This window comes from Stenotrophomonas sp. 22LJNL06-5-1 (assembly GCF_056861455.1).
Map to the genome: position 1 here is coordinate 143,300 of NZ_JBSPUE010000004.1, position 23,634 is coordinate 166,933.

The following is a 23,634-nucleotide window of genomic DNA, read 5'->3' on the forward strand; positions in this document are numbered from 1 at the left end:
TGTCCGGGCCGTTGGATGGCGTGGGTCCATCCTCCCGATCTGGCGGTGTGCAGCCAGTGACGGCGATCTATGCAGCAGATGAAGCCTTCAGCCTGCGCAGCCCTTCTTCGATGCTGACCTGCGGCACATAGCCGAAGTCACGGCGTGCCGGCTCCATGCTGTACCAGTGCGGCGTGCACAGCTGCTCGGCCAGGAAGCGGGTCAACGGCGGTTCGCCACGCAGGCGCAGCAACGGCCACAGCCGCTCGCAGATGGCGCCAATGCGATAAGCGGTCTTGAAGCTGATCGCCTTGTCCACGGTCGGTGCACCCACAGCGGCCAGCAGCTTGTTGACCAGCTCGCGCATCGGCAGCGGTTCGCCGTTGGAAATGAAGTAGGCCTTGCCCGCACACGCGGCACCCGGCGCCAATGCCTCGAAAGCGAGGAAGTGCGCGAGCGCGGCGTTGTCGATGTAAGTGGTATCCACCTTGTTGTTGCCATCGCCGACCAAGCGCAGGCGGCCCTGCCGTGCACGTTCGGCCAGGCGCGGCACCAGCTGCTGGTCGCCCGGGCCCCAGATCAGGCGCGGGCGCAGCGCCACCGTCGCCAGCGAGGCGTCGTTGGCCGCCAGCACGCGCTGTTCGGCAATCGCCTTGGTCGCCGCATACGGCGCCTGGAAATCTTCGCCGTACGGCACCTGGTCGGCACCGAGTCCTTCCACTGGATGGGTAGCGCGGTGGGTCACGCTGGGCGTGGAGGTGTAGACCAAGCGGCTGATGCCATGTGCACGGCAGGCGGCGATGACGTTGTCGGTGCCGACCACGTTGGCCTGGTGGTAGCTGTCGTAGCTGCCCCAGGCGCCGGCCTTCGCACCGTTGTGGAACACCGCATCGACGCCAGCCACCGCGTGCAGCACCGCCTGCGCATCGGCCAGGTCGCCGCGGATCTGGCCCACGCCCATCGCCTGCAGCTCCGGGTAGTGACTGCGGTTGAACGCCAGCACCTGGTGGCCACGCTCGACCAGCCCGCGGCACAGCGCCTGGCCAAGGAAACCACCACCACCGGTGACCAGGATCTTCATGCGCGCTTCTCCAGTTCGGCGCTGGCCCAGACGGCGAGCTTCTCGCGGCCGATCTTGGCGTTGTGACGGATATCGACGGGGAATGATGGATGCACCAGGAAGTGCTGCAGGCCGGCCTCTGCCAAACGGGCTGCGGCATGCACACGCAGCGCTTCCTGCAACGCCGGGCTGTCTGCCTGGCCACGCTGCAGCTCCACGCACAGCACCGGTACCTGCGCACCGGCGACGCCGACGCCCACCAGCGCCGTACGCGCCACGCCCGCCACGGTGTTGAACACCGGCTCGACCTGTTCGGTGTACAGCGGCCCGCGCGCGGTTTCCACGCGCTGGGTCTTGCGTCCGCAGAACCACAGGCGACCCTGCGCATCGAAGTAGCCCACATCGCCCATGCGATGGACCACGCGCGTGCTGCCATCGGCCAGCGTCTCGCTGATCTTCGCCGCCGCGGTGGCCTGCGGGCGGTTGAAGTAGCTGTCGGTGGCGGTCGGTCCGGCCACGGTGATCTCGCCCACTTCGCCGGTGGACAGCACACGCGCCTGCGACCAGTCCGGCAGCGGTGCGTCATCGATGGCGATGATGCGCACCTCGTTCGGCGCCACCACGCTGCCCACGCAGGTACCGGCGCCGGCTTCGGTCGCCGCGCGAGTGCGTTCCAGCTCGCGTCCCTCGACCACCGCCACCGGCAGGCACTCGGTGGCGCCGTACGGCGTCCAGAACTGCGCATCGGCGGGCAGCAGGCTGCGGATGGTGGCCACCACATCCGGCGGCACCGGCGCACCCGCCGAAGTCACCCGGGTCACCGTCGGCAGCGGCCGGCCGTGCCGGGCCAGCACCCGCATCAGCGCGGGCGAACCGAACAGCTGGGTCACGCCGAAGCGCTGGATGGCATCGTGCAGGCGCGCCGGGTCGGCCTGCGCCGGTCGTGTCGGGTCCATGTCCGGGATCACCGAGGTCAGGCCCAGCGCCGGGTCGAACAAGGCGAACGGCGGGAAGGTCGGCAGGTCCACCCCGCCCGCTTCCATGCCGAAGGCGCTGCCCAGCAGCTGGATCTGGCCGACGAAATGGCGGTGGCGGTAGACCACGCCCTTGGGCACGCCGGTGGAGCCGCTGGTGAACAGGATCGCGGCCATGTCCTCGCCATCGGTGGCGGCCAGCATCGGCCCACCGTTGGCGCCGGCGCGCTCCAGCGCGGCCAGGGTGGTTCCGCCCCAGCCGAGGCGGCGGCCGACAGTGACCAGGCGGGTGGCAGAGGGCGCCCAGCGCAGCACCAGCCGCGCCACATGCGCCAGCGGAATGCCGATGAAGGCTTCCGGCTGCGCCTCGTCCAGGCACTGCTTCAGCGCGCGCTTGTCGATGCCCGGGTCGACCAGCACCGGCACCGCGCCCAGCTTGAACAGCGCGAACATCAACAGGAAGAACTCCGGCGAGGGCCGCACCATCACTACCGTGCGCACCCCGCGGCCGATCCCGTAGCCGGCCAGGCCGGCGGCCATGGCATCACTGCGGGCGTCCAGCTGGCGGTAATCCAGGGTCACGTCGTAGGCGGCCATGCCGTTACCGGCGCCCCGGCGGCCGGGGCAGCGGATGGCGATCTGGTCGGGGCGTTCACGCGCCAGTTCAGGCAAACGGGCCGCAATATTGCAGGGTCGGTTCATCCGTTCATTGTCGCCGCTTACGGAATTTCTTGCGCGGCGGCCCACTTCGTGGAAAATCCGCACCCTCGTTCCTGATTCCGACTGCCGCCCGAGGCGGCTTGCCCATGCAACATCCCTGCATGACCTGCGGCGCCTGCTGCACTCAATACCGCGTGGCCTTCCACTGGATGGAATCAGACGAGGTCACCCCCGGCGGCGTGCCGCACCAGCTGACCGAGGTGCTGGACCCGCACCGCCTGTGCATGCGCGGCACCCATTCCAAGCCGGTGCGCTGCGTGGCGCTGGATGCGCAGATCGGCGTGTATTCACGTTGCACCATCCACCCCAACCGGCCCAGCGTGTGCCGTGAGGTGGATGCATCGTGGGAGTACGGCAAGGCCAGCCCGCAGTGCGACAAGGCGCGCATCGCCTATGGCCTGGATCCGCTGACGCTGGCCGACTGGCGCTGGCGCGACGCGGCCGACAACGACGACGACCATCCCGACGACAACGGCAACAGCCCGTCGTCGCCACCACAGGCTCCGGTCGCCGCGTAGTGGTAGTGCCGGCCGCTGGCCGGCAACCTCATGAACCCGGCCAGCGTGCCGACCAACGGTCGGCACCCACCCATTCCTTTCCCCTGTGGGTGCCGACCGTTGGTCGGCACGCCCCCTCAGATCGGGTTCTTGTCCAGGAACGCGCGGATCTCCGGCACCAGCACTTCGTGCTTGTCTTCCAGCACGTAATGCCCGGCATCCTCGAAGGCATGCACCTGGGCCTGCGGCAGCGCGGCCTGGAAACCCTTCAGGAAGTGGTGGTCAAACACGAAGTCGCGCAGACCCCAGCCGAGGAAGGCGGGGCGGTCGGCGAACGACGGCAGCGCCTTGCCGGCGCGTTCCAGCAGCGACCAGGCCTTATCGGCCGGCGACAGCGGGATGTCCTGCATGAAGCGGATGGTGCTGATGCGGTTGGCGTAGCTGTTGTACGGCGACACGTAGGCGCGGCGCACGTCGGCCGGCATCTTCCGCTCCACGCCCAGCCACGAGGCACCTGACGAGAACGCGTTGAAGGTGCGGATGATCCACTCGCCGATCTTCCAGTGGCGGCCCAGCGCGATCTGCCACGGCATCTTCTTCGCTGCCGGCATCGGGAACGCGGCGGTGTTGAGCACCACCAGGCGCTTCACCTGGTCGTGATGCGACAGCGCCCAGCCGAAACCGATCATGCCGCCCCAGTCGTGCACGGCCAAGGTCACCGGACCGGTGATGCCCAGGTGCTTGAGCAGCGCATCGAGGTCGTCCACGCGCGACTGCAGCGTGTACTCGTAGCGGCGGTCATCGGGCTTGTCCGACAGGCCCATGCCGATGTGGTCCGGCACGATGCAGCGGTACGTGTCCGACAGGCCGGCCACCAGCGTGCGCCAGTAATAGCTCCACGACGGGTTGCCGTGCACCATCACCACCACCTCGCCGTCGCGCGGGCCTTCGTCGAGATAGTTCATCGACAGGCCGGGGCGCACTTCGAAGCGCTGCGGGTGGGCGGGATAACCGGGAAGCTGGGACATCGAATCGCACCTGTAGAAAGGGCCGGTAGAACCGGCCCCTGGACACTTGGAAAAATCATCGCTGTCCGTCGCGAGCGATTGGCCAGGCAATCGCGCAGCAGGTCAGCGGTGACTTTTTTACCAGACCACTTCAGCCATCGAGCAGTTCAGGCCCGAGCCGATGCCCAGAAGCGCGATGCGATCGCCCTTCTTCAGCTTGCCCAGCTGCTTGAGCTTGCTCAGCACGATCGGCACCGAGGCCGGGCCGATGTTTCCGTGCTCACCGAAGATGGTCATGACCTTCTTCGGGTCGATGCCGAAGTTCTTGATGAACGCGGCGGTGTGCGGCTGGCTGACCTGGTGGATCACGAACTGGTCCAGCTCTTCCACGGCCCAGCCGAGTGCGATCTTGGCGGCGCTGAAGGTCTTCTGTGCCAGCTTGATGCCTTCGATCAGCAGCAGGCGGGTGTCGGTGACCATGCGGTCCAGGTTGCCCAGGCACAGCTGGTTCCACTCGGTGGCCGAGCGGGTCACGCCGCCCTTGTAGCGCGGTGCGTCCGGCACCAGCTCCGAGCGCGCCATCACCATCGCGGCGGCACCCGAACCGGTGGTCAGGGCGGCCAACTCGTTACGGAAGTCGTCAGCGGTGACGTCCGGGGCGGTCATGCGCTCCAGGGTCTTCTCGTACACCAGGTTGGCGGTCTCGCCATCCACCACCAGCGCGTAGTCGATATCGCCGCGCTCGATCATGCGCGCCGCGATATCCATGCCGTTGATGAAGGCCAGGCAGGCATTGGCGACGTCGAAGGTCATGCACTCGTCGCTGACGCCGAGGTTGCCCGACACGATGGAGGCGGTGGACGGCTCCAGGTAGTCGCGGCTGACCGAGGTGTTGACCAGCAGGCCGACCTGCGTCGCATTGATGCCCGCGTCTTCCAGCGCCTTGCGGCCGGCCATGGTGGCGGCATCGGACGCCAGCACGCCGTTGTCCCACAGGCGGCGGGCATGGATGCCGGCGATATCGCCGAGCACGTCGGTGCGGATACCGAGGCGATCCAACGTCGGCTGCAGCCGCTCGTTGATTTCCTTGGTCGTCAGCGTGTGCGGCGCATCAACGTGTGCCAGGCCGGCGATCGAGACATTCTTGAAGAGCATCGAGGTTAGCGCCAAGGCTCAGGCAAAAGGGGGCGCTATTCTATAACCCCCGGGGCCTTCACCGCATCTTTACGAATTCAGGCTTGGCCGTATGGTGAAGCGTTCAGCGCGGCGGGCACTGGAAAGCGGCGAAGCGCTGGCTGCCATCGGCCGGGGCTGCGGCGGCCTGCACGGCATTGGCACCGGCGCTCGGGGCCTCGTTGCGGGCCAGGGTTTCCAGCTCTTCCTGCACGCGCAGCGGGTTGCGGTTGTAGAAGCCGACCTTGCTCTTCACGGTGACCACCACCTCGCCCTTGGCGATGCAGCCGGCCGGAACCGGACCTGCCGGCAGCACGCGGGTCGCCTTGCCGGCCGGTTCGATCGGCACCCAGGTACAGGCGGTGACGGTGAGCAGCAGGGAGGAAAGCAGCAGAACGCGCATGGGCAGATCCTGGAAGGGTATGGGGGGATTCTGCCTGAACAGCCTGAATCGGGGGTAGCCGGTGGCGGTCGGATCCCCCGCAGGGGGCTGACCCCTTCAGGGTTGCCGGCCAGCGGCCGGCACTACCGGGGGAGCCGGCCCGCCACATGGCGGGCCGGGTAGTGCCTTACTTCTTGACCGGGTTGCCTTCGGCATCGATCACCGTCACCTCGCCCAGGTTCAGCGCACGCACGGCCGCTTCGGTCTGCTTGAGGTCACCCACCACCACCCAGGTCAGGGCCTGCGGCTTGATCTCGGCGGCGGCCTGCTGCACCTGTGCCGGGGTCATCGACTCGATCTCGGCCTTGCGGCGCAGCACGTAGTCGTCCGGGCGCTTGAACTGCACGATCGAGCCGATGGTCGACGCCACCGCGCTGGCGGTCTCGTAGGCACCGGGCAGGCTCAGGGTCTGGATGTTGCGGATGCGATTGACCTCGGCGGCGGTGGCCGGCTTGCTGCCATCGGCGAACGCGGCGATTTCCTTGCGCATTTCCGCCATCGCCGGGCCGGTCTTGTCGATCTGCACCGGTGCGCTGGCCATCCACGGGCGCTGGCCCACCGAGTTGATCGCGCTGCTGCGCGCACCGTACGACCAGTGCTTGTCCTCGCGCAGGTTCATGTTCAGGCGCGAGGTGAAGTCACCGCCAATCACGCCATTGGCGATATCGAAGCGGGTCGAGCTGGTGGCGCTGGACGGCGCGACCACCTGGCCGGCGAACAGGTTGGCCTGCACCGCGCCCGGCTGGTCGATCAGGAACACGCGCGGGCCCTTCGGCAGTGCGACGTCGGTGGCGGCCTTCACCTGCGGGGCGTCGCCGGCAGCCTTCCAGTCGCCCAGCTGCTTGTCCAGCAGCGGCACGATCTCGGCCAGGGTGGTGTCACCGACCACGATCAGGGTGCCGTTCTGCGGGCGCAGCCAGTCGTGATGGAAGTCGACCAGGTCTTCGCGGGTCAGGCCGCTGATCGCCGCCTCATCACCGCTGCCGGTGAACGGAATGGCATACGGGTGGCCCTTGCCGTACAGCAGCGGCGGCAGCACGCGCATCGCCACCGCACCCGGGTTGACCTTCTCCTGCTGGATGCCGGCGATCCAGGTCGCCTTGACCCGGTCGATCTCGCCCTGCTCGAAACGCGGCTCGCGCAACAGGTCGCGGTACAGCGCCAGCGACGGTGCCAGGTTTTCCTTCAGTGCCGACAGGTCCACGCTCATCGAGTCCAGGCCAGCCGAGGCATCCAGGCTGGCGCCCAGTGCGTCAGCGGCATCGGCGAAGGCCAGCGAGCCGAGCTTGCCGGCGCCTTCGGTCATCAGGCTCATGGTGAAGTTGGCGGTGCCCGGCTTGCGGCCCTGGTCGGCGCTGAAGCCGCCCGGGAACTGATAGCTGAACTGCACCACCGGAATCTCGTGGCGCTCGGCCAGGATCACCTGCGTTCCGTTCTTCAGCGTGGCGCGCTGCAGCGCCGGGAACTTCAGCTGCGGGAACTCGCGGGTCTGCGGCACGCCGGCCTTGCGGTCGACCTGCTCCGGCAGGGTGCTGTACTTCGGGTCCACCGCCGGCACGTTGAACGGCTTCGGTGCCTGGCTGGGATCTTCCTTCAACGCCACGCGCTCACCCGGTGCGATCACAAGCGTGTGGCTGCCCTTGTCCAGCCACTGTGCACCGAGCCGGCTCAGATCAGCAGCACTGGCCTTCTCGATGTTGGCCAGCGAGGTGCGGAAGCAGCCCGGGTCGCCGGTGAACACCGCGCACTCGGCCAGTGCGTCGGCCTTGCCGCCGAAGCCGCCGATGCGCTCGATGCCGCGGATGAAGCCGGCGCGGGCACCGGTCTTGGCGCGCTCCAGCTCGGCTGCGGTCGGGCCCTGCTTGATCAGGCGGTCCAGTTCCTCGTCGATGATCTTCTCGACCTTGGCCGGGTCCTGGCCCTGCTTGACCGTCGCCATGATCACGAAGTTCGAACCCAGCTGCGACGTCGACAGGCCCGAGGCGATGCTATCCACCAGCTTGTCCTGGTGCTGCAGGCGCTGGCTCAGGCGCGAGGACTTGGCACCGCCCAGGACCTGCGCGAACAGCTGCAGCTGATCGACATCGGTGGTGCCGACCTGCGGCACGTTCCAGGCGCGGTAGATGCGCGCCTGCGGCACCTTGTCGGTCATCGTCTCGCGCGTGTCGGCACTGCGCTTGGCCACGTTCACGGCCGGCTGCGCCATGGTCGGGCCGGCCGGAATGCTGCCGAAGTACTTGCCGACCTTTTCCTTGGCGGTGGCCAGGTCGATGTCGCCGGCCAGCACCAGCACCGCGTTGTTCGGGCCGTACCAGGTGCGGAACCAGGTCTTCACGTCATCCAGCGACGCCGCGTTCAGATCGTTCATCGAACCGATCACGCCGTGGTGGTACGGGTGGCCTGCCGGGTACAGCGCCTTGTTGAGCTGGTCCCAGGCCTGGCCGTAGGGCTGGTTCTCGCCCTGGCGCTTCTCGTTCTGCACCACGCCGCGCTGCTCGTCCAGCGCCGCCTGGTCGATCGCACCGACCAGATGGCCCATGCGGTCCGATTCCATCCACAGCGCCATGTCCAGTGCGGTGGTCGGCACGTTCTCGAAATAGTTGGTGCGGTCGGTGTTGGTGGTGCCGTTCTGGTTGGTGGCGCCCACCTGCTTGAACGGTTCGAAGAATTCGCCGTCGTGGTTTTCGCTGCCCTGGAACATCAGGTGTTCAAACAGGTGCGCGAAGCCGGTACGGCCAGCCGGCTCGTCCTTGCTGCCCACGTGGTACCAGACGTTGACCGCGACGATCGGCGCCTTGCGATCGGTATGCACGATCACGCGCAGGCCGTTGGGCAGGGTGAACTGCTCATACGGGATATCGACCTTGGCCGGTGCGGCCGGCTTGGCCGCCAGCGCATGGGAAGGCACAAGCGTGCCCAGGGCGGTGCTGAGGGCGACGGCCAGCAGTGCAGCGCGCGGGCGAAGGGCGAGAGACATATCCGGATCCTTGGTCACATAGGTGAACCCCGATCCTAGCCTGCGCACGCAGCGGCAGGAATCAGCCAGCAGTCACTGGGGGTGTTTGCCCCTGTGCGCCATCTGCGGTGCCGATCGACCCTGCCCGAGCCGTCACAAGCGCCCGCCAGGACCGTCCGGACAGTGTCCGCAGCACATCGAATGGACAGGTGTCCGCCCACCGGACACTTCTCGTTGGCCCAAAAATCCTTGCAAATCAACGACTAAAAGTTGGCACGGGGATTGCTTGGTACTTCCTGCGCCAGGAAGGGCTTCAGACGAAAGATGACTGAAGACTGAACAAATGCAGGAAACCGAAAATTTTCCTTGCAAGCCCAGAATTGGTGTACTACCTTACTACCACACCACTGATCACCAACACTAAACAGGCCCCGTCATGAACGCCAAGACCATTGCCATCGCCATCGCCCTGATTGCCGGCACCGCGGTTGTTTCGTCGGTGCAGGCCTCCGAATCCATCAAGACCCTGGCCACCGTGCAGGTTCGCCCGGCTGCCGACCAGCTGGCCCAGCAGGCCTGGGAACAGGCCAGCGGCATCCCGACCCTGGCCACCGTGGAAGTGCGCCCGAGCGCCGATCAGCTGGCCGAGCGCAGCGGCTACGTCGCCGCCCCGGTCGCCGCCGCACTGCCGATCACCACGCTGGCCTCGGTGGAAGTGCGCCCGAGCCTGGAGCAGCGCGTCGCCCTGGCCGCCGAACTGGAAGCACAGCGCTACGCCGCCACCCTGGCTGCCGCCGCCACCAACGTCGCCCACTCGGTCATCGTCAACCTGCCGGCCCTGCAGGTGCGCCCGAGCGCCGCCGACCTGCAGGCCCTGGCCACCGAAACCGCCCAGGTCCTGCTGCGCCCGTAAGCGGTGCCGCCCTGCCCAGCGCAGGGCGTGCGCCGCAAAGGCGGCCGCCGTCGCAGGTACACTGCGCCGATGAATGCCGCGCCCCAGTTCCACGTGATCCTGTTCCAACCGGAAATCCCGCCCAACACGGGCAATGTGATCCGGCTCTGCGCCAACACCGGCGCGCAGCTGCACCTGGTCGAGCCGCTCGGCTTCGCACTGGAAGACAAGCAGCTCAAGCGCGCCGGCCTGGACTACCACGAGTACTCGCGACTGCAGGTGCACCCCGACCTGGACACCGCGCTGGCGCGGATCGCACCGAAGCGGTTGTTCGCCCTGAGTACGCGTGCCAGCGTCCGCTATGACAGCGTGGCGTTCGAAGACGGTGATGCCTTCCTGTTCGGCCCCGAAAGCCGCGGCCTGCCGCAGGACGTGCTCGATGCATTGCCCGATGGGCGCCGCCTGCGCCTGCCGATGCGGCCGGACAACCGCAGCCTCAATCTTTCCAACACCGTTGCCGTGGTGATGTACGAAGCGTGGCGGCAGCATGGGTTTGCCGGCGGGGCGTAAAACCGCTCCGGGGTGGGTGTGAACCGCTCCTGGTGGGTGCGGACCTTGGTCCGCACCGCTGCCCGGTCGCACGCTGAAGGAATGTGCCGACCAAGGTCGGCACCCACCAAAGGCAGGTTCAGGGGACTGCTGAGAACTTCTGGTGGCTCTGGATCGCTTCTGGTGGGTGCGGACCTTGGTCCGCACCGATGCCCGGTCGCGCGCCGAAGGAATGTGCCGACCAAGGTCAGCACCTACCAAAGGCAGCTCCAGGGGGGCTGCAGAAACTTCTGGAGAGAAGTGCCAACCAAGGTTGGCACCCACCGGAACCAGGCTTCAGAAGGCGTTGATGCCGGTCAGCTCGCGGCCGATCACCAGCTGGTGCACGGTCTCGGTGCCTTCATAGGTGATCACCGATTCCAGGTTCAGTGCATGCCGGATCGCCACGTGCTCAGTGGTGATGCCGGCCCCACCCAGCAGGTCGCGACACTCGCGGGCGATGTCGATGGCCATGCGGCAGTTGTTCCACTTGGCCAGGCTGACCTGCTGCGGCTGCAGCTGGCCGGCTTCCTTCAGGCGGCCCAGCTGCAGGGCCAGCAACTGCGCGGTGGTGATGCGGCGGGCCATCTCGGCCAGCTTGATCTGCGCGCTCTGCGTGGCGGCCAGCGGACGGCCGAACAACACACGCTCCTTGGCATAGCCCAGTGCTTCATCCAGGCAGGCGATGGCCGAGCCGATCGGGCCCCAGCTGATCCCGAAACGGGCCTGGGTCAGGCAGCCCAGCGGCCCCTTCAGCCCCTTCACGTTCGGCAGGCGGTGGCTGTCGGGCACGCGCACGTCATCGAAGTACAGCGCACCGGTCAGCGACGCGCGCAGGCTCATCTTGTGCTTGATTTCCTGCGTGGTGAAGCCGGCCATGCCCTTTTCCAGCACGAAGCCCTGGATGCCGTCCTCGGTCTGTGCCCAGACAATGGCCAGGTCGGCCACCGGGCCGCTGGTGATCCACATCTTGCTGCCGCTGATGCGCCAGTCGCTGCCGTCGCGCACCGCGCGGGTCTTCATGCTGGCCGGATCGGAACCGCCGTGCGCCTCGGTCAGGCCGAAGCAGCCGATCAGTTCGCCGCGTGCCATCGCCGGCAGCCACTGCTGGCGCTGTTCCTCGCTGCCGTAAGCGTAGATCGGGTACATGCACAGCGAGCTCTGCACCGAGACGAAGCTGCGCAGACCGGAATCGCCGCGCTCCAGTTCCTGGCAGATCAGGCCGTAGCTGACCGCGCCGAGGTCACCGCCACCGTATTCGGCCGGCAGGGTCGCACCGAGCAGGCCCAGCGCGGCGATCTCCGGCACCAGTTCATCGGGGAAGCGGGCCTGGTCGAAGGCATCGCCGATGATCGGCAGCACGCGCTCGTTGGTGAAGCGGGCGACGCTCTCCTGCACCGCGCGCTCTTCCTCGTTGAGCAGGGAACGGACATCGAACAGATCGTACGGATGCAAAGCCATGGCACTCACACGCAGTCAGGACCCGGCCATTGTCGGTCATCCGGGCAGAGCGTGCCGACCAAGGTCGGCACCCACCAGAGCTGCGGCCCTACGCTGCATTGCAGCAATCCGGGTGTGAACATCGGCGATCTAGCTCGATCACGCGCGGCCCGGTACCCTGACACATTCAAACAACCGTTTCGCCCGTGGCCGCACGCGCGATTCCCAGGCACCGCCGGTGGCCCCGATGCCGGCCCTACCCACGAGTCATGCAATCGATGAGCGCTGAAGCCAACGCCCTGCCCCCGCGTGAAGTAATGGAGTTCGACGTGGTGATCGTCGGCGCCGGCCCCGCCGGCCTGGCCACCGCGATCCGCCTGCGCCAGCGCGCGATCGAAGCCGGCCGGGAGCTGTCGGTGTGCGTGCTGGAAAAGGGCTCCGAGCCAGGCGCGCACGTACTGTCCGGCGCGGTGATGGACCCGCGCGCACTGACCGAACTGTTCCCGGACTGGGCCGAGCGCGGCGCACCGCTGAAGCAGAAGGTCACCCGCGACGAATTCCTGTTCCTCAGCGAAACCGGCGCACGCAGCACGCCCAACGCGCTGCTGCCGGAGTGCTTCCACAACGAAGGCAACTACATCATCAGCCTGGGGGAAGTGACCCGCTGGCTGGCGCAGCAGGCCGAGGCGCTGGAAGTGGCGATCTTCCCCGGCTTCGCCGCCGCCGAAGTGCTGTTCGGCGACAACGGTGAAGTGATCGGCGTGGCCACCGGCGACATGGGCATCGAGAAGGACGGCAGCATCGGCCCAGCCTTCGAGCGCGGCATGGCGCTGCAGGCCAGGTACACGATCTTCGCCGAAGGCGCGCGCGGCCACCTCGGCCGCCAGCTGATCGCCCGCTACAAGCTGGACGAAGGCAAGGACCCGCAGGCCTACGGCATCGGCATCAAGGAACTGTGGCAGATCGACCCGGCCAAGCACGAGCCGGGCCTGGTGGTGCACGCCGCCGGCTGGCCGCTGGACAGCGACACCTACGGTGGTGCATTCCTGTACCACGCCGACGGCGGCAAGGTCGCCATCGGTTACGTGGTCGGCCTGGACTACAGGAACCCGTGGCTGAGCCCGTTCGAAGAGTTCCAGCGCTTCAAGACCCATCCGTCCATCCGCAAGCACCTGGAGGGTGGCACCCGCATCGGTTACGGCGCGCGTGCGATCACCGCCGGTGGCCTGCTGTCGCTGCCGAAGACGGTGTTCCCCGGTGGCGCGCTGGTCGGCTGCGAGGCCGGCTACCTCAACGCCAGCCGCATCAAGGGCAGCCATGCCGCGATCAAGACCGGCATGCTGTGCGCCGACGCCGCGTTCGATGCACTGGCCGCCGACCGCCAGCACGATGAACTGAGCGCCTACCCGAAGGCGTTCGAAGCCAGCTGGCTGTTCACCGAACTGCAGCAGGCCAAGAACTTCAAGCAGTGGTTCAAGAAGGGCCAGACCGTAGCCACACTGATGACCGGCGTGGAGCAGTGGCTGCTGCCGAAGCTGGGCGTGCGCAACCCGCCGTGGACCCTGCACCGCACGCAGCCGGATCATGTCTGCCTCGAACCGGCCACCAAGCACACCCGCATCGCCTACCCGAAGCCGGATGGCGTGCTGACCTTCGACCGTCTCAGCTCGGTGTTCCTGAGCAGCACCAACCACGACGAGAACCAGCCCAGCCACCTGACGCTGAAGGACGCCAGCATTCCGGTGAAGGTGAACCTGGCCGAGTACGCCGGTCCCGAAGCACGCTACTGCCCGGCCGGCGTGTACGAGTTCGTCGGCGAGGCCGACAACGCGCGGCTGCAGATCAACGCGCAGAACTGCGTGCACTGCAAGACCTGCGACATCAAGGACCCGACCCAGAACATCGTCTGGGTGACCCCGCAGGGCGGTGGCGGCCCGAACTATTCGGGCATGTGATTGCTCCGGGCTGCGACCGCGTGTCGCAGCCCACCTGCCCCGCTGCGTCGCTATCCTGCCCGCCCATGCGTGCTTTCCGCCTGCTCATCACCGTTGCCGTGGCCCTGGCGGCCACGGCCTGCCAGCGCCCGCCTGCGGCACCGACCACGCCGGAACAGGCGCGCCAGCAGGCCATGCAGCGCGCGTTTGAACTGTGTGCCGGCTGCCACACCGTGCAGCCCGGTGGCATCCACCGCTTCGGGCCGAACCTGCACGGCGTGATCGGTCGTCGCGCCGGCAGCCTGCCCGACTACGGCTACTCCGATGGCATGCGCCGTGCCGACATCACCTGGACCGCGCAGACCCTGGATGCGTTCCTGCAGTCGCCCACCCACGTGGTGCCCGGCACGCGCATGTACAACGCTTTCCCCAGCGCCGAACGCCGCGCGCTGGTGATCGCCTACCTGCAGCAGCAGGCGGCTCAGTGAGCCAGGCGCTGCAGCTGTTGCTGCAGCCGTGCCACAAATTCCGCCACTGCCGCGAACAACGGCGCCACATCGGTTTCCGCCGCATCCTGCAGACGCTCCACCAACGCATTGGCCTGCGCGGCCAGCACCGTCGCTCCCACCGCGCCCAAGCCACCGGCCTGGCGATGCAGGTGCAGCGCCGCGGTCTCGCGGTCACCGGCCTGCACGGCGCGCTGTACGCCCGCCAGATCGCTTTCGCTGGCCTGCAACAGGCTGTCACGCAACTGCTCGGCCACCGCACGTGATCCGAAGCGCTGCTGCAGGCTGTCCAGATCGGGCAGCGTCCCGCCATCGTCGGCAGCGGACTCGGCCAGCGGCTCCTCGAACGACTGTCCCTGCGCCTGCGGCAACCAGCGCAGCAGCGCGGTACGCAGCGTGGCCAGTGACAGCGGCTTGGCCAGCACCTCGTCCATGCCGGCCTCGCGGCAGCGCCGTGCATCGTCGTCCAGCACACTGGCGGTCAGCGCCAGTACGGTCAGCCGCGGCTGGCCGTTGCGGCCCTCGCGTTCGCGCAGCAGGCGGGTGAACGCGAAACCATCCAGCACCGGCATCCGGCAATCGGTGATGACCAGATCGAACGGCTCCGACGCCAACCGATCCAGCCCCTGCTGGCCATCACCGACCAGCACGTGCGGCACACCCAGTTGCTGCAGGCGCCAGGCCATCATCGCCTGGTTGGTCGGATGATCTTCGATCACCAGCACACGCGCCTCGCGCAGCGCCGGCGGCAGCAGCGCCGCCTGTTCCTGCTCGGCGACCAGCGCTTCAACATCACCACTGCCGGCTTCCACCAGCGACAGCCGCACCTCGGCGCGGGTGCCCTCGCCCAGCGTGCTGTGCAGTTCCAGCTCGCCGTCCATCATCTGCACCAGGCGCTGGCAGATGCTCAGGCCCAGGCCGGTCCCACCATGGTCGCGCTGGATGTACGCACCGGCCTGGGTGAACGGCGCAAACAGATGCTGCAGCTGTTCCGGTGCGATGCCGATGCCGGTGTCGGTGACGCTCAAGCACAGCGGCTGGCTGCCGTCTTCGGCGGTCGGCCCCAGTACCTCCAGTTGCAGCCGGACTTCGCCGCGCACGGTGAACTTGATGGCATTGCTGAGCAGGTTGAACACGATCTGGCGCAGGCGCACGCCATCCACTTCGTGCGCGGCTGCCAGCTGCTGGTCGATCTGCACGTGCAGGTCCAGCCCACGTGCACTGGCCTGCGCCGACAGCAACCGGCACACGCTTTCCAGCAATGGCCGCAGCGGCTGCGGCACCGGTTCCAGGCGCAGCGCGCCGGCCTCCAGCCGCGAGTAATCGAGGATATCGTCGAGGATCTGCCGCAGCATCTGCGCCGAATCCTCGATGACCCCGAGGATGCGCTGCTGCTCGGCATCCAGCGGCGAATGCGCCAGCACTTCCAGCATGCCCAGCACGCCACTCATCGGCGTGCGGATCTCATGGCTCATGGTTGCCAGGAAACGCGACTTCGCCTCCGCGGCCTGTTCGGCGTCGGCCTTGGCCGCAGTCAGGGCCTCGGCCTGCGCACGTGCCTCGCTGACATCCACCCAGTAACCACTCCAGGTCACCGCGCCCGCCTCCGCCGCATAGGGATGGGCCTGGCTGCGCACCCAGCGCGCGCCGCTGCCTTCAGGTCGCAGCCGGAATTCGAGAATGAGCGGTGCGAACTGGCGCGCCGCCTGCTCGACCGCATGCAGGATGTGCTCGCGGTCGTCTTCCTCGATGCGCTCCAGCAGGCACGTTGCATCCTGTTCGGCCTGCTGCCGGCTGATCCCGAACAGCGCCTGCAGGTCACCGGCAATGAACGGGAAGCTGAGGGTTCCGTCTGCCGCACGGCGCGCCTGATAGACCACGGCGGGCAGGTTGTCGGTGACTTCAGCCAGGCGCTGTTCCAGATGACGTCGTCCGGCCACCTCGCGGCGCAGCCGCCAATGCCCGACGGCGTGCACCAGCAGCGCGGTGAGCAGCACCAGCAGCAGCGGCACGCCCCAGTGCGCCACACTGTTCCAGTCGAGGCCGTTGCGGTATTCGACGGCCAGCCAGTCGCCGCGCAGCGCCTCGCGCTTGCGTGGGGTCATCTGCAGCAGCAGGCGGTCGAAGGTGGTGGCCAGGGCGGCATGGCGGCGCTCGACAGCCAGCACCAGCTGATCGTTGAAGCCGGCCGGTGCGGCCACCTGCAGGCGCCCCGGGAAGCGGCTGCGCAGCAGATGGTCAACCAGTGCCAGGTTGCCTACATAGGCATCGGCGTCGCCATTGATCAGGCGCTGCAGGGCCTGTTCCGCGCTGCGCGCCGCGATGATCCGGGCCTGCGGTGCCTGCTGCAGCACGTAGCCACGCACGCGCTCCGGATCGGACAGCAGCACCCGCTTGCCCTGCAGGTCGGACAGGCCCAGCAGCGCCGGGCTGTCCCGCCGGCTGACGATCACGTTCGGCACGCTGATGAAGGGCTGGCTGAACACCCAGTCCGGGCCCAGGTAGCGCGAATCGGCAGGAATGCCCATTACCGCCTGCAGCTCGCCGCGGCGCGCCTTCTCGCGCACCTCGTACCAGTCATGGCTGTTTTCCACCTGCAGGTTGGCGCCGGCCTGCAGCAGGCGCCGCAGGTATTCGCTGGCCAGGCCACTGGGTTTTCCATCCTCGTCGGCGAACGACAGCGGCGCCGCGTTCGGCGCGAAGCCGATCTTCAACGGCTGCTCCAGTACCCGCTTCTCGGCCTGGCTCAGCGCCAGCTGTGCCGATGCCGACCAGCGCGGAGGTGGCAGCCAGCGCTGCACCAGGGCATCGCGCTGGGCCTGGCTGGTCGCGGCCAGCGCCAGGTCCAACGCTTCGGCCAGCGGCTGCTTGCTGTTGGGAATGCCGAAGTGCAGCCGTTCGGGCGGCAGATCGCTGGGGCGCAGCAGCACGACCCCCTGCAGGTCCTCGCGGGCGATCAGTTCGGTGGCCACGTAGGCATTGCCGATGTAAACGTCGGCCTTGTCGTCTCTGACCATCTCCAGCGCCGCCAACGAGTTGTTTGCGACAAGCTGTCGTGCCCGGGGGAAGCGCGCCCGCACCTGCGGGCCGGTCAGGAAGTCCTGCTCGATCACCACCCGCAGTCCATCCAGGTCGGGGATGTCGGAGGCACGCAGATCATCCGGGCGTCCCACCAGGGCCAGCGGTGCCTCGCCATAGGCAGCGGTATAGACCATGCAGCGGGTGCGGTCGGCACTGAGACCGACATTCATCACCACATCGATCTCGCCACGACATGCCGCATCCAGCACGGATGTCCAGTCGGAATAACGCCTCGCCTCGACCTTCACACCCAGCTGACGGGCGAGAAGCGACAGATAATCCGGCCCCAGGCCGACCTGCTGGCCATCACGGAGGGACTCGAACGGCGGCCAGCCACTGTCATACTGGCCCACGACGATGCTCGGATGCGCGGCGAGGTACTCGCGCTGCAGCTGGCTGAGCGGCAACGGCCCAGGCACCGCCTGTGCCAGCGCCGCAGGCAGCACCAGCACGGCCAGCAGCAGGACCAGCCCGCGAACAGCCCAGCTACGCATCGGCGTCGATCTCCTAGAATCTGCCAGGAACCGCGATGGTCGCGGTCCGGCGTGCCCGGTGGCCATACTAGAGCATGAGCTTGCGCATCATCATCGCAGACGACCACCCGGTGGTCCGTATCGGTACCCGTGCCGTCATCGAATCGAGCGGGGTTGGCCGCGTGGTCGGCGAAGCCGACAGCGCACAGGCGCTGATGGCCCTGCTCGGCAGCCAGCCCTGCGACCTGCTGGTGACCGACTACTCCATGCCGGGCAGCCCACAGGCCGACGGCTTCGCCATGATCGGCATGATCCGCCGCCGTCATCCCGACCTGCCGGTGCTGATGCTCAGTGTCTCCAACAACCTGGCGATCCTGCGCATGGTGCTCGACAGCGGCGTGCTCGGCCTGGTCGACAAGAGTTCGTCGATGGACGAACTGCCGCAGGCCATCCAGTCGGTCTACCGGGGCCAGCCCTACATCAGCCGCAGCCTGCGCGAGCGGGTCGAGGCCGCCGGCAGCTGGCGCATGCGCGAGGGCGACGGCAAGCCGCTGTCGCCACGCGAGGTGGAGGTGCTGCGGCTGCTGGGCACCGGCATGACCGTGAAGGAAATCTCGCTGCAGCTGCACAAGAGCGTCAGCACCATCAGCCGGCAGAAAGGTGACGCCATGCTCAAGCTGGGCCTGAAGGGCGACGCCGAGCTGTTCGATTACCTGCGCGACGGCAAGATCTGAGAGCCAGATCACACAAGAAGGGCATCTGCCACCGCCCTCTTTGACCGGCCGCCGATCTGTGCCAAGATGGCCCGGCATGAGTTCTCAATGCGAGGTCGAAGGAATCGACCGGCTCATGTCCTCGCTCCCGTCCCTGGTGGATGGGGTGCGGTTTCCTGCCGGCCGTCTGGCCCGGCAACGCTGACCATGGAGAGGCGCATGCATCACCCCCCTGAGCTACGTTGGACCCTGCCGTTGCAGCCCCTGCGCGCATTCGCAGCGTGCCTGCTCGTCTCTCTTTCCGCTGCCGCCTGCAGCGCCGCCGATCCGGCCCCCTCGTCCTCCCAGCCCGGCGCGCCTGCGCAGGCTGCCAATGCGCCCCGACAGGATGTTGCCCCGATGCAGACCCCCACCCCCGATGCCGCCGTCACCCCGCCCGACGCGCCGACCGTGATGTATTTCACCTACCAGGTGGACGGCGATGGCGCGACCTCCTACGAGGTCCAGAACGGCAGCGTGGCGACCTTCTGGTTCGGCCACACCTTCACCCTCGATGGCACCACGTATTACACGGGTTTCTCCTGGGATACCCGCGAGCACTACGGCAAGCCGGGCGAGCAGACGCCGGCCGGTCCGGATGACCGCGCCAACCTCGCTGAGGCCACCTTCGTGCTGGCCGGCGCGGACGCCAAGAAGCCATGGAAGTTCCGTGGCCAGGAATGGACCATCGGCGCACTGGGCGCGTACGACAAGGCCGACGATGTCGATACCCGGCGCAAGCCGCTTGAACATCGCACCGCCGACGGCCGCCTGCTGCTGGCGGTGCCGACCAGCGGCTTCGATCGCGGCATCAGCAGCACCGGCTATGCGCTGCTGCTGTTCAACCCCAAGCGCAGCGAAGACGACGTGGACAGCAAGGTCTGGCGCTATGTCGGTTCGGTGCGTACGGGCGAGGACAACAGCGCCGCCTGCGACGAAGGCAACGTGATGCCCTGCACCGACAGCGATGGCGAACTGGCCTTCGCTGCCGACGGCAACGGCCTGCCGCGACTGACCGTGACCTTCAAGGGCACCACCATCGAAGGCCCCGGCAAGACCCGCGCACTGGGTGCCGGCGACGCCGTGCACTACACCTTCGACAGCGCGACCCAGCAGTACGTCGCGCCCTGATAGCACCCGCCACGCGCGGGTTCCCTGTTGACCGACATGTTCTTGACTCACGGATGAGTCCGGTTGGCGATTCGCGGCATGCGCCGCTCCATCAACCCCGAGGAAAACGTCATGGCACAGCATGACTACAGCAGAAAGGAAGTCCTGGACATCGTCGAGCAGGTCGCCCGGCAGAAAGGCATTCCGGTCGATGACTTCATGCGCTTCGCGCACATCGAGACTGGCGGCACCTTCAACGAGCGCGCCCACAACACCTCATCCGGCGCCAAGGGCCTGTTCCAGTTCGTGCCCAGCTCCGCGCGCCAGTACCACCTGACCGGCCACGAGTTCGACCCCACCCGCAACACCGAAGCGGCCGCGCAGATGTACCAGGACAACCTGGACTCGATGGCACGCCGCAACGAGCGCACCGGCAACCCCTACCTGTCCGGCGGTGACACGCCCACCGGGCTGGACCTGTACCTGGCCCACCAGCAGGGCAGCGCCGGCTATGGCTCGGTACAGACCGCCATTGCCACCGGCACCTTCGGCGTGGTCCGCAACAGCCACGGCGAAGAGATCAACATGCGCCGCAACGTGCTGAACCAGATCGGTTCCGACGCGAAGGCGCTGACCGGCCACACCCTGGCCGAGATGCGCGGCATGAACGACGGCGACCTGGCACGCACCTTCTCCAGCTACTACATCCACAAGTACGCGGCGATCAGCATTCCGGAAAAGAACATCGAACCGCAGGCGGTGGCGCAGGGCCAGGGCCAGACCCCAGCAGCGCCTGCACAGGCCAGCGCAGCCGTGGCGGCGGGTGCAGCCACGCTGGCGGCCACCGCAGCGGCGGCTGCCACACCGAAGCCGGGCATCGAACTGCAGGCCGCCTACGAGGCCGGCGTGAAGTACGACCACGTGAAGTACGCCATCAACATTCCGGGTCACGCGCTGTACGTACCGGGCAAGACCGGCAAGAACGTGGAGCAGGGTTACATCGACTGTTCCGGCTGGGTCGGCACCCTGCAGAACCAGACCATGGACGAGATCAACCAGAAGGCCGGGCACGCGGTGTTCAGCAAGGCTGATCGCATCGACCTGGGCAACCTGGGTTCCGGCGGCATCGTGCGCAAGGCGTTCGACCAGTCCGGCGTGCTGCTGGACCGCGACGCGATCCTGAAGCCCGATGCGCTGAAGGAAGGCATGATCATCGGCCTGGATACGGCCAAGACGCGCCATGAGCACTGGAACGGCATCGACCACATCGTGATGGTGGTGCGCGACCCCAACACCGACAAGCTGCTGATCAGCCAGTCCACCGGCAGCAAGGGCGTGCACACCATGCCGGTGGAGGACTACCTCAAGCAGGTGAAGGACCACCCGAACTGGAAGCTGTACGCCTCCGATCCGCTGTCCAAGGCGCGCGACCTGCTGGAAAACCGCACCCAGTCGCATGAGCAGACCCAGGGCAAGCCTGCGGCCGAGCACAAGGCCGCTGCCACCCCGCACGCCGAACTGTACAAGCAGGGCGCGCACAGCGAGGGCGTGCGCAAGGTGCAGGAGCAGCTGGGCCACCTCGGCTACGTCGGTGCCGACGGCAAGCCGCTGGTCGAGGATGGCCGCTTCGGCCGCAACACCGACGCGGCGGTGCGCCAGCTGCAGAAGGACAACGGCCTGGTGGCCGACGGCATTGTCGGGGTGAAGACGCTGGAGGCAATCAAGGAAGCCCGCGATCGCCCGCTGCTGAACGACGAACAGCACCCGCGCAATCCGCTCTTCATCCAGGCCAGCAAGGGTCTGGAACTGATGCCGGCAGGCACCTTCAAGGATCGCCACGCGCTGGAAAGCGCCGCCGCAGCCCTGACCAAGGAGGCGCATGCTGCCGGCCTGCAGCGCATCGACACGGTGGTGCCGAGCCCGAACGGTGAGCGCCTGTTTGCCGTGCAGGGCACGATCGGCGACCCCGCCGCCAGCCGCGTGGCGGTGGACACCCGTGCGGCCAGCGAGCAGAGCCTGGCGCTCAGCAGCGGTGCCGTGCAGGGCGCGCCGAACGTGCTGCACCAGCAGCAGGACGCGCAGCAGGAGCAGGCCCGGCAGGCACAGAAGGCGATGGGCGTCTAAGCCCGCAACGCCTTGGCAGAGAAGGGAGGGCCACGTCCGCGTGGCCTTTTCCCTTTCTGCCAGCTGAGCGGCCGAGGCCGCTTTCAGCCTTGCTTCATGCCGCCTGCCGCTAGATGAATGCGCAAGCCGCACGGTGGACCAGGCAATGTTCCGGCAATGTTGGAACGCCAGCGTGGGCACCACGGCAGCCGGGCGCCCCGCGCCCTCCCTGCCCAGCGTGGCATGCACCTCACAGGAGAACCGAACATGCTCAGTACTTCCGCACTCAGCTTCCGTGGTCTGGCGATGGCTCTGGCACTGGTGGCCGGTGCGGCCGTGGTCAGCGATGCCAGCGCGATGTCGAGGAAGGACAAGCGCACCCTGGTCGGCGCCGTGGTCGGTGGCGTGGCCGGCAACCTGCTCTCCAACGGCGATCCCGCTGCCACCGTCGGCGGCGCCGTGGCCGGCGGTGCGATCGGCAACCTGACCACCTCCGACCGCCGCGACCGTCGTTACTACGACAATCGCCGTTACGACGACCGCTACGATCGCCGTTACGACCGTGGCTACTACCGCAGCGGTTACTACGACCGCGGTGACGACCGTCGCTGGCAGCGCGAGCGCTACTACGACAACCGCTACTACCACGACCGCGGTCGCCATCGCGGCTGGTAAGCAGCGCGGCATCTCCCATGCCGATGCACGGACGGGCGGGTCGATGACCCGCCCGTTTGCGTTGGCCGCGTGCATGGCGTTGAATGCGCAGCCTTGGATGTGACTTTCCCCACTGGGGCTGCGGCATGACTTCTTCCTCCCACCGCGTGCAGGGCCTCAACAACGACGAGGTTGCTGCCGACTGGCCACCTATCAGCGCGGCGGACATTGCGTGGCTGCGCCAGCGCTACCCTCAGCTGGACGAGCGCAGCCAACCGCGCTGGCACAGCCCGCGGCCGCTGTCGGCCGCCGCCATCGTCAACGGCGTGGACGGCGCGGTGTTCATCAAACGCCACCACCACAGCGTGCGCAGCGCGGCCTGCCTGGAAGAAGAACACCGCTTCATCGCCCATCTCGCCGCAGCGGGCGTGCCGGTGGTGCAGGTGCTGCCGGCGGCCGATGGCCACACTGCGGTCGAGCATGGCGAATGGACCTTCGAGCTGCATGCGATCGGCGTCGGCGAGGATCTGTACCGCGATACCGTGTCGTGGTCGCTGTTGACCGATGCCGCGCAGGCCCGCGAGGCCGGTCGCATGCTCGCCCGGTTACACCACGCCGCCGCCAGCTACCAAGCGCCCCAGCGCAGCACCCATGTGCTGGTCGCGCGCGACGATCTGATCCGCGCCGACGATCCGATCGCGGCCATCAAGGCAGGGCTGCATGAGCGCCCCGGGCTGGCCCGCTATCTCGCGCGCATTCCGTGGGAAGCGCAGCTGCAGCGTGACGTGCTGCCGTGGCATGCCGGCCTGGCCGAGCGCCTGCGCGATGAGCCACGGTTGTGGGCGCACAACGACTGGCACGTTTCCAACCTGCTGTGGCGCGATGGGCAGATCAGTACCGTGCTGGATTTCGGCCTGGCCTCGCCCACCAGTGCGCTGTTCGACCTCGCCACGGCGATCGAGCGCAACGCGGTGGCGTGGCTGGAACTGGAGCGCGGCATGGAGGCGGTACGCATCGATATCGCACTGGCCCTGCTCGACGGCTACCGCCAGGTGCTGCCGCTGTCGGCGGCACGCGTGCACCTGCTGGCCGACCTGCTGCCGATGGTTCATTTCGACTTCGCACTGTCCGAAGTGGAGTACTTCGAAGGCGTCACCGGCTCGACCGCAAATGCGGACGTAGCCTGGCAACCCTTCATGCTGGGGCACCCGGCGTGGTTCCACAGCGCTCCGGGACAGGCACTGCTGCAGGCGCTGCACGCGGCAGCCTGAAGGGCACCGGCTCGCAAATCCG

At 67.7% G+C, this 23,634-nt stretch carries 18 protein-coding genes; 10 read left to right on the plus strand and 8 right to left on the minus strand.

Translation table 11 applies throughout. The features are described 5' to 3' along the window. Nucleotides 1-67 precede the first annotated feature (67 nt). Complete coding sequence (gene oleD, locus AC13GF_RS10900) at nucleotides 68-1,060, minus strand: 2-alkyl-3-oxoalkanoate reductase (RefSeq protein ID WP_483004614.1); 993 nt, start codon at nucleotides 1,058-1,060, stop codon at nucleotides 68-70. Further along, a complete protein-coding gene (gene oleC, locus AC13GF_RS10905) occupies nucleotides 1,057-2,715 on the minus strand; it encodes an olefin beta-lactone synthetase (protein WP_483004615.1) in 1,659 nt (552 codons plus the stop codon). The genes oleD and oleC overlap by 4 nt, the downstream gene beginning before the upstream one ends. A gap of 104 nt (nucleotides 2,716-2,819) precedes the next feature. On the opposite strand from oleC, the gene AC13GF_RS10910 reads away from it, so the two are divergent. Beyond that, complete coding sequence (locus tag AC13GF_RS10910) at nucleotides 2,820-3,251, plus strand: YkgJ family cysteine cluster protein (protein WP_088023282.1); 432 nt, start codon at nucleotides 2,820-2,822, stop codon at nucleotides 3,249-3,251. A gap of 116 nt (nucleotides 3,252-3,367) precedes the next feature. Here the strand turns inward: AC13GF_RS10910 and AC13GF_RS10915 are convergent, their stop codons facing one another. The 4 genes from AC13GF_RS10915 to AC13GF_RS10930 all read right to left on the minus strand — a co-directional run bounded on the left by AC13GF_RS10915 (nucleotide 3,368) and on the right by AC13GF_RS10930 (nucleotide 8,829). Then, entirely contained in the window at nucleotides 3,368-4,258 is an 891-nt protein-coding gene (locus AC13GF_RS10915) for an alpha/beta fold hydrolase (RefSeq protein ID WP_483004616.1), read from the minus strand. Nucleotides 4,259-4,375: 117 nt separating this feature from the next. After that, nucleotides 4,376-5,392 (minus strand): 3-oxoacyl-ACP synthase III, encoded by a 1,017-nt coding sequence (locus tag AC13GF_RS10920; protein WP_049429808.1) that lies wholly within the window; start codon nucleotides 5,390-5,392, stop codon nucleotides 4,376-4,378. A 103-nt stretch (nucleotides 5,393-5,495) separates the two neighbouring features. Next, complete coding sequence (locus AC13GF_RS10925; RefSeq protein WP_005407628.1) at nucleotides 5,496-5,813, minus strand: DUF4156 domain-containing protein; 318 nt, start codon at nucleotides 5,811-5,813, stop codon at nucleotides 5,496-5,498. Between the two features lie 166 nt (nucleotides 5,814-5,979). Beyond that, the gene (locus AC13GF_RS10930) at nucleotides 5,980-8,829 is read right to left on the minus strand and encodes a M16 family metallopeptidase (RefSeq protein ID WP_483004617.1); all 2,850 of its coding nucleotides are present in this window, start codon (nucleotides 8,827-8,829) and stop codon (nucleotides 5,980-5,982) included. 415 nt (nucleotides 8,830-9,244) lie between these two features. Here AC13GF_RS10930 and AC13GF_RS10935 point away from each other — a divergent pair, with 415 nt between their 5' ends. Both AC13GF_RS10935 and AC13GF_RS10940 read left to right on the plus strand, forming a co-directional pair. Next, nucleotides 9,245-9,721, plus strand: coding sequence for an XAC0231 family protein (locus AC13GF_RS10935; protein WP_483004618.1), 477 nt, complete (start codon nucleotides 9,245-9,247; stop codon nucleotides 9,719-9,721). A 69-nt stretch (nucleotides 9,722-9,790) separates the two neighbouring features. Continuing rightward, on the plus strand, nucleotides 9,791-10,270 hold the full coding sequence (locus AC13GF_RS10940) for a tRNA (cytidine(34)-2'-O)-methyltransferase (RefSeq protein WP_005407625.1): 480 nt from the start codon (nucleotides 9,791-9,793) through the stop codon (nucleotides 10,268-10,270). A 315-nt stretch (nucleotides 10,271-10,585) separates the two neighbouring features. On the opposite strand, the gene AC13GF_RS10945 is transcribed toward AC13GF_RS10940, so the two are convergent. After that, nucleotides 10,586-11,749, minus strand: a complete 1,164-nt coding sequence (locus tag AC13GF_RS10945; protein WP_483004619.1) for an acyl-CoA dehydrogenase family protein — start codon at nucleotides 11,747-11,749, stop codon at nucleotides 10,586-10,588. A gap of 257 nt (nucleotides 11,750-12,006) precedes the next feature. On the opposite strand from AC13GF_RS10945, the gene AC13GF_RS10950 reads away from it, so the two are divergent. Both AC13GF_RS10950 and AC13GF_RS10955 read left to right on the plus strand, forming a co-directional pair. After that, complete coding sequence (locus AC13GF_RS10950; protein WP_483004620.1) at nucleotides 12,007-13,683, plus strand: electron transfer flavoprotein-ubiquinone oxidoreductase; 1,677 nt, start codon at nucleotides 12,007-12,009, stop codon at nucleotides 13,681-13,683. A gap of 65 nt (nucleotides 13,684-13,748) precedes the next feature. Then, nucleotides 13,749-14,150 (plus strand): c-type cytochrome, encoded by a 402-nt coding sequence (locus tag AC13GF_RS10955; RefSeq protein WP_483004621.1) that lies wholly within the window; start codon nucleotides 13,749-13,751, stop codon nucleotides 14,148-14,150. Here the strand turns inward: AC13GF_RS10955 and AC13GF_RS10960 are convergent. Next, nucleotides 14,144-17,743 (minus strand): ATP-binding protein, encoded by a 3,600-nt coding sequence (locus tag AC13GF_RS10960; protein ID WP_483004622.1) that lies wholly within the window; start codon nucleotides 17,741-17,743, stop codon nucleotides 14,144-14,146. The two genes, AC13GF_RS10955 and AC13GF_RS10960, sit on opposite strands and share 7 nt — an antisense overlap. Before the next feature lie 74 nt (nucleotides 17,744-17,817). Here AC13GF_RS10960 and AC13GF_RS10965 point away from each other — a divergent pair, with 74 nt between their 5' ends. The 5 genes from AC13GF_RS10965 to AC13GF_RS10985 all read left to right on the plus strand — a co-directional run bounded on the left by AC13GF_RS10965 (nucleotide 17,818) and on the right by AC13GF_RS10985 (nucleotide 23,612). Then, entirely contained in the window at nucleotides 17,818-18,456 is a 639-nt protein-coding gene (locus AC13GF_RS10965; protein WP_126928894.1) for a response regulator, read from the plus strand. Between the two features lie 378 nt (nucleotides 18,457-18,834). After that, entirely contained in the window at nucleotides 18,835-19,605 is a 771-nt protein-coding gene (locus tag AC13GF_RS10970) for a hypothetical protein (RefSeq protein WP_483004623.1), read from the plus strand. Nucleotides 19,606-19,716: 111 nt separating this feature from the next. Then, nucleotides 19,717-21,708, plus strand: coding sequence for an XVIPCD domain-containing protein (locus AC13GF_RS10975; RefSeq protein WP_483004743.1), 1,992 nt, complete (start codon nucleotides 19,717-19,719; stop codon nucleotides 21,706-21,708). Nucleotides 21,709-21,954: 246 nt separating this feature from the next. Next, the gene (locus tag AC13GF_RS10980) at nucleotides 21,955-22,362 is read left to right on the plus strand and encodes a glycine zipper 2TM domain-containing protein (protein WP_483004624.1); all 408 of its coding nucleotides are present in this window, start codon (nucleotides 21,955-21,957) and stop codon (nucleotides 22,360-22,362) included. Nucleotides 22,363-22,487: 125 nt separating this feature from the next. After that, nucleotides 22,488-23,612 carry a phosphotransferase enzyme family protein gene (locus tag AC13GF_RS10985; protein ID WP_483004625.1) on the plus strand — a complete coding sequence of 375 codons (1,125 nt, stop codon included), beginning with the start codon at nucleotides 22,488-22,490 and terminating at the stop codon, nucleotides 23,610-23,612. The last annotated feature ends 22 nt before the right edge of the window (nucleotides 23,613-23,634 follow it).

Coding starts and splice junctions, on each gene's coding strand:
- AC13GF_RS10980 (WP_483004624.1), top strand. CDS start 21,955: ATGCTCAGTACTTCCGCACTCAGCTTCCGTGGTCTGGCGATGGCTCTG.
- AC13GF_RS10950 (WP_483004620.1), top strand. CDS start 12,007: ATGAGCGCTGAAGCCAACGCCCTGCCCCCGCGTGAAGTAATGGAGTTC.
- AC13GF_RS10985 (WP_483004625.1), top strand. CDS start 22,488: ATGACTTCTTCCTCCCACCGCGTGCAGGGCCTCAACAACGACGAGGTT.
- AC13GF_RS10915 (WP_483004616.1), bottom strand. CDS start 4,258: ATGTCCCAGCTTCCCGGTTATCCCGCCCACCCGCAGCGCTTCGAAGTG.
- AC13GF_RS10910 (WP_088023282.1), top strand. CDS start 2,820: ATGCAACATCCCTGCATGACCTGCGGCGCCTGCTGCACTCAATACCGC.
- AC13GF_RS10955 (WP_483004621.1), top strand. CDS start 13,749: ATGCGTGCTTTCCGCCTGCTCATCACCGTTGCCGTGGCCCTGGCGGCC.
- AC13GF_RS10960 (WP_483004622.1), bottom strand. CDS start 17,743: ATGCGTAGCTGGGCTGTTCGCGGGCTGGTCCTGCTGCTGGCCGTGCTG.
- AC13GF_RS10935 (WP_483004618.1), top strand. CDS start 9,245: ATGAACGCCAAGACCATTGCCATCGCCATCGCCCTGATTGCCGGCACC.
- oleD (WP_483004614.1), bottom strand. CDS start 1,060: ATGAAGATCCTGGTCACCGGTGGTGGTGGTTTCCTTGGCCAGGCGCTG.
- AC13GF_RS10975 (WP_483004743.1), top strand. CDS start 19,717: ATGGCACAGCATGACTACAGCAGAAAGGAAGTCCTGGACATCGTCGAG.
- AC13GF_RS10970 (WP_483004623.1), top strand. CDS start 18,835: ATGCAGACCCCCACCCCCGATGCCGCCGTCACCCCGCCCGACGCGCCG.
- AC13GF_RS10940 (WP_005407625.1), top strand. CDS start 9,791: ATGAATGCCGCGCCCCAGTTCCACGTGATCCTGTTCCAACCGGAAATC.
- oleC (WP_483004615.1), bottom strand. CDS start 2,715: ATGAACCGACCCTGCAATATTGCGGCCCGTTTGCCTGAACTGGCGCGT.
- AC13GF_RS10965 (WP_126928894.1), top strand. CDS start 17,818: ATGAGCTTGCGCATCATCATCGCAGACGACCACCCGGTGGTCCGTATC.
- AC13GF_RS10945 (WP_483004619.1), bottom strand. CDS start 11,749: ATGGCTTTGCATCCGTACGATCTGTTCGATGTCCGTTCCCTGCTCAAC.
- AC13GF_RS10930 (WP_483004617.1), bottom strand. CDS start 8,829: ATGTCTCTCGCCCTTCGCCCGCGCGCTGCACTGCTGGCCGTCGCCCTC.
- AC13GF_RS10920 (WP_049429808.1), bottom strand. CDS start 5,392: ATGCTCTTCAAGAATGTCTCGATCGCCGGCCTGGCACACGTTGATGCG.
- AC13GF_RS10925 (WP_005407628.1), bottom strand. CDS start 5,813: ATGCGCGTTCTGCTGCTTTCCTCCCTGCTGCTCACCGTCACCGCCTGT.